Here is a 10572-nt window from a genome sequence, read left to right as displayed (position 1 = left end):
GGGAGTAGTGAATAGGGAGTAGGGAGTGGACAAGCCGCACAAGCAGCTACACGCCTGGCAGGAAAGCATGAATTTGGCACAGTTGATTTATCAATTAACCGCCAGCTTTCCTGCCGAAGAAAAGTTCGGTCTGACAGCCCAGCTTAGGCGCGCAGCAGTGTCCATTCCCTCCAATATTGCTGAAGGGGCCGCACGCAGTACCACCAGAGACTATGTCCATTTTCTGGTTGTGGCGCGTGGCTCACTCAGTGAGATGGATACACAGCTGGAATTGGCAGTCCGCCTTGGCTATCTCCCACCGCATCATTCAGGAATCCCGGCACTCAACAAAACCGGAAAGCTGCTTTCTGCATTGATCAGCAGTTTGCGAAACAAATTGAAAGATTAAGTGGGTTGGTCGGTACGTGGTTACTCTCCACTCCCGACTCCCCACTCCCAAACAGGGAGAAAACGATGTCAGGTGATGTTTTTCAGTTCATGAAGCTCTCCCGCAACCCCGGCGAAAAAGTCGAAGCCGCGGTGCGCAAGATTGAGTTCAAGGAAATCTATCAACCGCTGCACAAGGTGGACGCCGCCGACCAGGCCGGGCGCTGCCTGTCCTGTGGCAACCCCTATTGCGAATGGGAATGCCCGGTACACAACTACATTCCCAACTGGCTGAAGCTGGTGACCGAAGGCAAGCTGTTCGAAGCGGCCGAAATGTCGCACAAGACCAACAGCCTGCCGGAAATCTGTGGCCGCGTCTGCCCGCAAGACCGCCTGTGTGAAGGCTCCTGCACGCTGAACCAGGGTGGTTTCGGTGCCGTTACCATCGGCAGCATCGAAAAATACATCACCGACGAAGCCTACAAAGCTGGCTGGCGTCCGGACATGTCCAAGGTGATCTGGAGCAACAAGAAGGTTGCCGTCATCGGTGCCGGCCCGGCAGGCCTTGCCTGTGCCGACGTGCTGGTGCGTAACGGCGTGAAGCCGGTGGTGTACGACCGCTACGAAGAAATCGGCGGCCTGCTCACCTTCGGCATCCCGGAATTCAAGCTGGAAAAGGCAGTCGTGCAGCGCCGCCGCGAAATCATGCAAGGCATGGGCGTGGAATTCGTGCTGAATACCGAAATCGGCAAGGACATCGAAATCGAAGCCCTGCTGGAACAGTACGACGCCGTATTCATGGGCATGGGTGCTTACAAGTACATGAAGGGTGGCTTTGCCGGTGAAGACCTGCCAGGCGTGCTGGAAGCACTGCCGTATCTGGTCAACAACGTGCGCCAGTGCATGGAAACCCTGCCCGCAGACGAGCCTGCCATCTCCATGGCCGGCAAGCGCGTGGTGGTGCTGGGTGGTGGCGACACCGCCATGGACTGCAACCGCACCGCCATCCGTCAGGGTGCCAAGCGCGTCACCTGCGCCTACCGCCGTGACGAGGCAAACATGCCGGGCTCCAAGCGCGAAGTGGCCAATGCCAGGGAAGAGGGCGTGGAATTCCGCTGGAACAGCCAGCCGGTGGGCATCGAGCAACTGCCCAATGGCGCGCTGGCGGTAATCCTGGCCGAAACCCGCCTGGGTGAGCCGGATGCCAAAGGCCGTCGTAACGCCGAAATCGTACCGGGCAGCGAAGAGCGCATCGAGTGCGATCACGTCATCATCGCCTTCGGCTTCCAGGTGGAAGCAGCCAGCTGGTTCGACCGCGCCGGCATCAGCAGCCAGCCCAATGGCCGCACCATCGCCTCGGAAAAGTCCAAGTTCAAGTACCAGACCAGTCACGCCAAGATCTTCGCCGGTGGCGACCAGGTACGCGGTGCCGATCTGGTGGTGCGTGCCGTGTTCGAAGGCCGCCAGGCAGCAGAAGGCATCCTGAGCTATCTGCAGGTGTGGTAAAAATAAGTAACTGTTTAAAAGGGTGGCAAAATGCCACCCTTTTTGTGCCAGTAGGAGATCAGCGTCCTATCGCCTGATAGTCGAAGCCCAGCTCACGCAGCCAGGCGGGGTCGTACATATTGCGGCCATCAATAATCACCGGCTGCTTGAGGCTGGCCTTGATGGCGTCGAAGTCCGGCGCGCGGAACATCTTCCATTCGGTGACGATCAGCAAAGCATCCGCCCCCTGCAGCGCAGCCATCATGTCATCGGCAAAACCCAGGCCGGGCGTATCGCCCATCACACGTCTGGCTTCCTCTGCGGCAACCGGGTCATAGGCGGCCACGGTTGCGCCACGGCGGGCCAGTTCGGCAACAATCACTCGGCTGGAAGCCTCACGCATATCATCGGTATTCGGCTTGAATGCCAAACCCCAGATGGCAAAATGCCGGCCCTGCAAATCCTCGCCAAAGCGCTTGACCAGCTTGTCCACCAAGCGGCGCTTTTGTGCCTCGTTGGCCTCTTCCACTGCCGTTAGCACGCGCATGGCGTGGCCCTGTTCGCGGCCACTGGCCACCAGTGCCTTGACGTCCTTGGGGAAGCAGGAGCCGCCATAGCCGGCACCGGGGTAGAGGAAGTGGTAGCCAATGCGTGGATCGGAACCGATGCCACGGCGTACCAGTTCGATATCGGCCCCCAGGTCTTCGGCCAGGTTAGCCAGCTCGTTCATGAAGGAAATCCGCGTGGCCAGCATGGCGTTGGCAGCATATTTGGTCAGCTCGGCAGAGCGCACGTCCATGAACAGGATACGGTCGTGATTACGCTGGAACGGCGCATACAAGCGGCGCATCAGCTCGATGGCACGTTCGTCTTCAGCGCCCACCACGATGCGGTCGGGCTTCATGAAGTCCTCGATGGCCGCACCTTCCTTGAGGAATTCGGGATTGGAGACCACGCTGAAAGCAATGTCGGCACCGCGCTCGGCCAGGGTGGCGGCAATCTGCGCCTTGACCTTGTCTGCTGTTCCCACCGGTACGGTGGATTTATCCACCACCACCTTGGGCTCAGTCATATGCAGGCCGATATTGCGGGCAGCGGCCAGCACGTATTGCAGATCGGCGGAACCATCTTCATCCGGCGGCGTGCCGACGGCAATGAACTGGATTTCGCCAAACGCCACGGCGGCGGCAATATCGGTGGAGAAGGACAGACGGCCAGCGGCAACATTGCGCCGTACCATGTCTTCCAGGCCGGGTTCATAAATGGGGATGCCACCTTGTTGCAGCGTGGCGATCTTGGCAGGATCCACATCCAGACACAGCACATGGTTGCCCACTTCGGCAAGGCAGGTACCGGTCACCAGGCCAACGTAGCCGGAACCAATAATTGTTATATTCATAACGTAAAATTTTAAAAAACGATATTAAATGGTAGGTAGAATTTTCTTAAAGTAGGAAATTGTTTCTTTAAGACCATCTTCCAAACTTACTTTAGGTATCCAATCTAGCTTTTGCTGAGCCAGACTAATGTCTGGCTTACGTTGTTTAGGATCATCGGAAGGTAACGGATTGAAAATCAACTTGGACTTGCTTTGAGTGTGTTTTAATACAAGTTCGGCAAGTTGTAGCATCGAAAACTCACATGGATTGCCGATATTAACAGGGCCAGTAAATCCATGCTCAGTTTCCATCATCTTCAAAAATGCTTCAATCAAGTCATCAACATAGCAGAAACTACGTGTTTGGCTTCCATCTCCATAAATTGTAATGTCTCGCCCTTGTAATGCTTGGACAATAAAGTTACTAACTACGCGACCATCATTGGGGTGCATTCTTGGGCCGTAAGTGTTGAATATACGGACAACTTTTATATCCAAATTGTGCTGGCGGTGATAGTCAAAAAACAGTGTTTCTGCACATCTCTTACCTTCATCATAGCAACTGCGAATTCCGATAGGATTGACTTTACCCCAGTAGGACTCTGGTTGCGGATGAACCTCGGGGTCTCCATAGACCTCACTGGTAGATGCTTGCAAGATACGAGCTCCTACGCGTTTGGCCAAACCAAGCATGTTGATGGCACCATGTACACTTGTTTTAGTAGTTTGTACTGGATCGTGTTGATAATGAACTGGACTAGCAGGGCAGGCCAGATTAAAAATCTGATTTACTTCTACATATAACGGGAAAGTAACATCATGGCGCATCAGTTCAAAATTGGGATGGGTAAGCAAATGCTTTACATTCTGTTTACTTCCGGTAAAGAAGTTATCCACACAAAGGACATCATCACCACGAGAAATTAAGCGATCGCAGAGATGAGAGCCAAGGAAGCCAGAGCCTCCAGTAACAAGAATTTTTTTCATATTAATTACCTAAAATAGTGGTTAGTGTATGGCGTGTGATGTAGTGCTTTGTAATTGTATTCGGTGCTGGTTGTAATAAATTTGACCGAGCAGGAATATGAATATAAAGCTGATTGGATAGTATTCAAGTATTCTATTGCTTCCACAGTATGTAATGAATATTAATCCACACGCCTGAGAAAAGTATTTGCTATTATAAAGGATGCCGGTAAAGAATGGAAATATCAAGCTACATAGTATGATGCATGAGAGTAAAATGCCAAAACTATTGGAGAATGTAACAAATTGGCTATCTGCGCTATTGTAAAATGAGGTAACTGATCCTAATAAAAGCATTTTCAATGGATTGTCAGTAAAGTTGACGATTATCTGATGGTAAAGTAAAGATCTATTTCCAATTGATGTAGAAATGGAATTCGTTGGTGTTGTTAGCTCACGCTCCGAGATTGGAGAATATTGCTGAATATTGAGATATCGAATCAGCGATTCTAACTTGTATGCCAAATGTCCTTCTAGATTGTAGAGAATTATTCCTGTTGCAAAAAACGCAATAGCAATAGAGAAGGCTACATCAAATTTGTTTTTTTGATGCAGTATGTTAAGTAAATATAACGAAAGTAAGACAGCTATTGTGGCAAGCGACTTAGTTTGGCAGGCACCATATGTAACGATAAATAGAGGAATTAAGTGGTAGTTTTTATGGCGGCGCGTAATTATGTATGCCGTAGCCAAGTTACATATTATGCCAAATGTTGATGGGTTGCCAAATCCGCCAATGAACGCCTTATTTTCCCAAATAGACTTAGAATGCTGAACTAAAATATAGTCAATTATGATTTGCATGCATAATATCAATATTAGTGTCGGGAAAAAAATATTAACAACTTCAGTATGTAATCTTGGGCGGAAAAATACATACGGAATTGATAGAGCAAAGAAGTTCAAAAATAGGAAGTCATTGACCGAAAAGTAGACAGATTTATATACTAGAATAACTATAGCCAGTGATACCGATATGGACAGCATGTCTATACTACATTTTGCCCTTCTGAAATCAAAGAAAGTTAAGTAAAACAATACAGATGCAAAGATTTTAACAATCTGCATTGCTAAAGGTGTATGAGTGACTCCTTCGTGAAAGGTAATAAAGTACAAGTAGTAATAATGAGAGGAAATGATAAAAACAAGCAAAGATATAAGAATCTTGTGCTCTTTAACATATTTTAGTGATTTGTCAATATGCATGGTTTGCGTCAAAGTGCTTTCATTATTAAACGATAATAAATTGAAAGTAGTATGTACGTAAGTAAAAAATATGGGTAAAGAGGTAGTAGATAACGGCGTTTGGTTGCAAGTGTGTGATAGATAAGCCAGAAAACTTTCTTGACATGAGTTTTTTTATTTCTTGAAATGGAGTTGGTAAGTATTCGATAATAGACAAGCGTTGTACAGCATTTGCCAATTCTATAATTATCAGCAGCTATTTTCAGCCACAAGTCATAGTCTTCAATCGCCCTAAAAATAGGGGACTCTTTAAATCCATTGAATTTTATGGCTACATTTTTTTTGATGATAACAGAGGATGTTGGAATACGATTTTTTGTTAATTGGTCAAAAAATGTGATTTTTTTACAGGAAATATTTTCTTGTTGAATTAATGTTGGAGTTGGAGGCTCACCAGTGAAATCAGTCATTTGACTACAGATCAAGTCGTATTGATTTTTTTTAGCAAAGTCAAGTTGAATGGCAAGTTTTTGTGGATGCCAGATATCATCGGCATCCAGAAATGCAACCCATGGAGTTTTCGCATGCGACAATCCAATATTTCGTGGCCCTGCCGGTCTGCCAAAGTTTTCTTTTAATTGGATCGCTTTTATTCGACTGTCGGTATGGCAAAATTGATTAATAATTTCCCAAGTATCATCTGTTGAGTGATCATCAATAATAATCATCGACCACTCTTTAAAGGTTTGGTCAATTACCGATTGTATTGTGTCTTTAATGTAATGTGCAGCATTGAAAGTAGGAATTATCACAGTAATCATTATCTGATGGTCCAAAAGTTGATTTTTATAGCGGCAGATATTACCGATCACCAAGTGGCATCAGCATTCTGACACGATCAACCCAGCGCATGGATGCACGCCGCTGGATGGGCAGCAACTCTGAGAAAGTATCTTGCTCTGGATGTAGTACCAAAGATTTCCAATCACGTCCCATCAATTTGTCAATGAGACTATTTTCATGTTCATCTGTATTGGAAAATGTAGAATCATCGGCCTCTAATCGACCGGATTTGATAATGTTAAACAACCTGTTGTGATCTAATCCGTCATAGTACTTGTAGTGTGTGGTTGAAATAGCTCGCACATAATTGGTGAATTGTGGGTATCGTGCTGCATGAGTATAGATGTAACGTAAGTTGCTACGATGACGATTTTTAACTGTTAATAGTTTAGAGTTTAATATTGCATTATTGAAATCAGAATAAGATGTCATGGTATGGCAAAAGGTCGCAGCCTCATATGTCATATGGCCTAGGTTAAATACGGTTTTTCCACAGGCTGCGGCTTCAATCGCTGAACTACCTCCATTCAGAACGACGGTATCCGCTTCCTGTATCAGGTCATAAGTATCGACTTTTTGGTCAGAAGCAATGCAATAAATACCACGCTTTTTAGCCCAGTCTTGGTAGTGTTTTGATATCTTTTTCCCGTCAATACGTCCAATATTCTCAGCCCAATTCGGATGGCAACGAAGAACAATTTGATTTGCAGAAACTTGGTATGTATCGAAGAAGGCATCTAATCCATCTAGTGGATCTTGCCATTCAGTTTTCCATTCCGGATGCATCGCAAATTCATTCCAACTACTCGGTAGAAGTAAAATTCTTTCCCCAGAATGCACAACAGGCCAAACCGCTTTTTCAGCAGCACGATTGTAGACTCGCCATTCTAGATCATTAGATTTTAAAAAGCGACGGGCTAGAAGATCCCCTGCAAGATCTGCCTGATGTTTTAACAAAGGCTTATCTTCATAAGAGGAAGTTAGCTGGTTAATTGGTATTAATGAGAGGCAATTACCATTAGGTATTAATTGGATACCATGGCCGAACCAAGTGCGCTCATGCGTAATGTATGGCACCCCAAGCCGCTCACATGCCAATGTTATCATGCGAGTCATATCTATACGGCCATTGAAACATATTACAGCATCAATTTTATTATCTTCAATCCATCTGACGGTCGAATGGAATGTGGAAAAGGCATTTGCTTTCAGCTGTTCACGGATATTTTTCAGTTGAAAATCATTCAAATCCTTCTCACAGGCAATACGTGTCAGTGTTGCCGCACTAGAAGTCAAGTTTTGTTCTAATTCATCCACTGAAAGAATCTGTGATGAAACAGTTTTCTTGATGGAAGAAATATTTTGAAATGGAAAGGAGCGGACACCGCCGACAATACATTTACTGCATTCCGTCAGGGCTCCTTTATCTTTTAATATTTTTGAATAACATGAGTTGATTGAGCCATCGCAAGTGAGAGCAAAAATATTTGCACCACCCTGTTGCATGGTATGAGCCAAGAAGTAGAGATGCTCGACATGCGGTCGATACGAGTAAATGTTAACAAATCCGATATTCATCTCACGCTCCTGAAACTTGGCGTAGGCCAATTACTTTGGCAGGTACACCTGCTACAATTTTTCCTGATTCTACATCTTTAGTTACAACAGCATTGGCACCAATAATACAATGATCTCCGATGGTTACACCAGGCAAGATAACGGCGTTTACTCCAATCCAGACATCGTTGCCTATGGCAATCGGCCTGTCATATTCTTTTTCGGTATGATTATTTTCTGCATACTTCTCCTGTTCACGAATACTTAGTTCTGGCTTTAAATCATATATATGAGTACCAGATGAAATAAATACATTTGGAGCAATAATGCATTCCTCACCAATTTGGACATTTCCGTTAATAGTACTTCTTTTTTGAATTGTAGTCTTATTCCCGATTTTTATTAATTTACTAGGGCAAATTTCTACATCATAATTAATCCAACAATTATCTGCTATGCTGATAACTCCTGAGGTGGCCACTAGTCTGCAAGATTGAATTGAATTACATTTCCCGATGCGTATATTACGTGGATTTTTAATTGTACAGTATGGATGTATTTTATTTCTTGAAGTGATTTCCTTGATAATAAATGCTTTTGACATAATAAGGTAAGCAATAAAATTTATTATCCGTTGCAACATGTTTCCTGTTTCCTGTTTTTAAGCCATATTATTAATGTGCTTATTGTTAAACATATGAATTGCCAAGTTGCAATGAACTTTAAAAAATACATTAAGTCGGTTATTTTTTGGTGATATATATATATCATGCCTAGTATAAAGGTGGTAGTGGCAGTGAGTTGTAATATCAGAGCAAGCTTTTTCATGTGGCGACAAATCAAATAACTCTGAGTTAAATCAGCACCTTTGAAAGTTGCGATGCAAATGATGAGACATAGTGATTCAAGGTCAAGATTCAACCAGTGCGGAGCCATATTTATTGAACTAATTGTGATCAGCACAAATGATGTTGTAAAAACGATTATTCCTGTAAGAGAAATACTTCCCAGTCTGAATTTGCGAAATGCTGAAGTGACTTCTTCTGTGGAAAAACTAACAATTAATTTTGTATTTATAAATTGCTGAAGTGTTATTCCAATGTTGATGATAATGAAAAAATATGAAAATCGAGAAAATTCCATTTTGGAGAGAATGAAACTAGCAGCTAGTCTATCTTGATATTGGGAGAGTGCTCCAAATAATTCAAGTGGTATGTATTTTAATGTTTTTTTAATGTAGTTAAGGTTGGGGAGGGAAGTGTTTTTACAATATGTTATTAAAAGGTTTCCGGTCAGAATTGTATTGATCGCAACCTCTGCTAAGGCAGTTTTAATAGCGTTTTTTGTTACATATGCAGTTGCTGCCGCAACTAAAAAAATTACTAAGTTGCGGATAAGTAATTTTTGAGCATACTTTGTAAAGTATTCTCCGCTTTTAAGTTTTATCAGTTCTAGTGTGAAAGTTAGCAACAAGATAGCCTGCCAAGCTCCGAGTGCTGCTAATAAAACCTCGCCATTGCTGAAAAAGCTAAATAGGGATAGTGCGATACAAGAAATGAGTGAGTTTGCAATTAAAATACTATGTGATTGGCTTGTAAATGCATATAATTTTCCTGAATTATTTTCCTTCAATAATGAAGGGAGTTCGACGTGGTGGCGTAAGATGATCCCAGCACCTATAAATATGCAGCCAAATCCAGAGATGATCTGAAAATAATTGTAACTGGCATATTCTATGTGATTTAAAAGCTTTCCAAGGAGAATGCCTTTGAGTGTAACGAAAGCAGCCGAGGAGCATAGAAATATTATATATTCCCATGCTCTAATTTTAGATAATAAATTTTTGTAGCTCTTTTGCGCATTCACAGGATACTTCCGGGTATTGATTAATTCCAAATTCGAATTGTAACAGTAACCTAGGTTTAGATATCGGTGTGCTGCCTTTATGAATTGTGATCGTATCTTCAATCAGTGTTGATCCCGCAGGCCCAGTTACTGTTATGATATTTTCACTTCCATACCAGTCTAAAATATCTTTGTCTGAGAATCTTATTGATTTTACTATGCTGTTTTTGTAACGTATATTTCTATTAGAGCCTTTTACAAATATATGCGGACCGGATTGTATGTCGACATCTGTTATGTAAATAAAAAATTTAATAAATTTAATGTCATCTAGGTCGTAGTGGTAAACATGAGCATGTCTGTCTCTATCTTCATTGGATGGTGTCGATGGGAACGTCCACCATAAATTAGCCCCCATCAGTTTTGGTTCTGTTTTTAAATATTCAGCAGCAGTAAGTTGCAAGTAGGGGTCTTCTGCAATACTCCGGATGGTGTCATCTTCAAGGATGTTAAAATATTGAGCTAGTAAAATGTCTTTTTTGAGAACTTCTTTTGCTTTTGAAAGTTGATGAATATAAAATCCTTTATCAGCTTCTCGATCTGCAAATACAGGATTTTTTAATGCGTAAGAATAAACGTAGTCTACGATGTGCTTAGGAAGTTGAAGTCCAAGTGTTGCACCGTGTTGATTCACTTCATTAACAGCATTTTCTATAGCGTTTTGATTCGTAGCAAAAAGGCTAGTGCGAATCTCGTTGTTTTTTTTGCTTATAAATTTCCTGTATTGTTTGCTGTTAATTTTTTTGCAAAAAGAAAAAGCTATATCACGTGCAAATTTGCGCTTCAACATTCCGCGCATTATTTTGTATTTGCTGATCATATTTAAG

8 protein-coding genes and 2 pseudogenes are annotated in these 10572 nt (G+C 43.5%); 2 read left to right on the top strand and 8 right to left on the bottom strand.

Annotated features, from left to right (window positions below; genetic code table 11):
* Nucleotides 1-25 precede the first annotated feature (25 nt).
* Both DLM_RS17050 and DLM_RS17045 read left to right on the top strand, forming a co-directional pair.
* Nucleotides 26-388: a four helix bundle protein gene (locus DLM_RS17050; protein ID WP_089085106.1), complete on the top strand. Its 363-nt coding sequence runs from the start codon at nt 26-28 to the stop codon at nt 386-388.
* Between the two features lie 65 nt (nt 389-453).
* Nucleotides 454-1872: an FAD-dependent oxidoreductase gene (locus DLM_RS17045; RefSeq protein ID WP_089085105.1), complete on the top strand. Its 1419-nt coding sequence runs from the start codon at nt 454-456 to the stop codon at nt 1870-1872.
* Between the two features lie 58 nt (nt 1873-1930).
* Here DLM_RS17045 and DLM_RS17040 read toward each other — a convergent pair whose 3' ends face one another.
* The 8 genes and pseudogenes from DLM_RS17040 to DLM_RS17015 all read right to left on the bottom strand — a co-directional run bounded on the left by DLM_RS17040 (nt 1931) and on the right by DLM_RS17015 (nt 10565).
* Entirely contained in the window at nt 1931-3250 is a 1320-nt protein-coding gene (locus DLM_RS17040) for a UDP-glucose dehydrogenase family protein (protein WP_119313264.1), read from the bottom strand.
* A gap of 24 nt (nt 3251-3274) precedes the next feature.
* On the bottom strand, nt 3275-4216 hold the full coding sequence (locus DLM_RS17035) for a UDP-glucuronic acid decarboxylase family protein (RefSeq protein WP_089085914.1): 942 nt from the start codon (nt 4214-4216) through the stop codon (nt 3275-3277).
* Between the two features lie 1253 nt (nt 4217-5469).
* Complete coding sequence (locus tag DLM_RS17030; RefSeq protein WP_089085913.1) at nt 5470-6261, bottom strand: glycosyltransferase family 2 protein; 792 nt, start codon at nt 6259-6261, stop codon at nt 5470-5472.
* Between the two features lie 40 nt (nt 6262-6301).
* A complete protein-coding gene (locus tag DLM_RS23145; protein ID WP_145985876.1) occupies nt 6302-7861 on the bottom strand; it encodes a precorrin-6A/cobalt-precorrin-6A reductase in 1560 nt (519 codons plus the stop codon).
* Between the two features lie 19 nt (nt 7862-7880).
* Nucleotides 7881-8036: pseudogene (locus tag DLM_RS23965) on the bottom strand (DapH/DapD/GlmU-related protein); the annotation flags it as partial.
* A 150-nt stretch (nt 8037-8186) separates the two neighbouring features.
* A pseudogene (locus DLM_RS23960) lies at nt 8187-8444 on the bottom strand (hypothetical protein); the annotation flags it as partial.
* Nucleotides 8445-8467: 23 nt separating this feature from the next.
* Entirely contained in the window at nt 8468-9706 is a 1239-nt protein-coding gene (locus DLM_RS23140; RefSeq protein ID WP_145985875.1) for a hypothetical protein, read from the bottom strand.
* Nucleotides 9669-10565, bottom strand: coding sequence for a phytanoyl-CoA dioxygenase family protein (locus DLM_RS17015; RefSeq protein ID WP_089085910.1), 897 nt, complete (start codon nt 10563-10565; stop codon nt 9669-9671). Before DLM_RS17015 ends, DLM_RS23140 begins: the two co-directional genes overlap by 38 nt.
* Between the last annotated feature and the right edge of the window lie 7 nt (nt 10566-10572).

The organism is Aquitalea magnusonii (genome assembly GCF_002217795.2).
GTDB classification, from domain to species: domain Bacteria; phylum Pseudomonadota; class Gammaproteobacteria; order Burkholderiales; family Chromobacteriaceae; genus Aquitalea; species Aquitalea magnusonii_B.
The sequence above is the reverse complement of the archived record's forward strand: the minus strand, read 5'-3'. Positions and strand labels throughout refer to the sequence as shown.

What these genes read in the sequence shown, in the direction of transcription:
- DLM_RS17045 (WP_089085105.1), top strand. Translation starts at nt 454, where the DNA reads ATGTCAGGTGATGTTTTTCAGTTCATGAAGCTCTCCCGCAACCCCGGC.
- DLM_RS17040 (WP_119313264.1), bottom strand. Translation starts at nt 3,250, where the DNA reads ATGAATATAACAATTATTGGTTCCGGCTACGTTGGCCTGGTGACCGGT.
- DLM_RS17035 (WP_089085914.1), bottom strand. Translation starts at nt 4,216, where the DNA reads ATGAAAAAAATTCTTGTTACTGGAGGCTCTGGCTTCCTTGGCTCTCAT.
- DLM_RS17030 (WP_089085913.1), bottom strand. Translation starts at nt 6,261, where the DNA reads ATGATTACTGTGATAATTCCTACTTTCAATGCTGCACATTACATTAAA.
- DLM_RS23145 (WP_145985876.1), bottom strand. Translation starts at nt 7,861, where the DNA reads ATGAATATCGGATTTGTTAACATTTACTCGTATCGACCGCATGTCGAG.
- DLM_RS17015 (WP_089085910.1), bottom strand. Translation starts at nt 10,565, where the DNA reads ATGATCAGCAAATACAAAATAATGCGCGGAATGTTGAAGCGCAAATTT.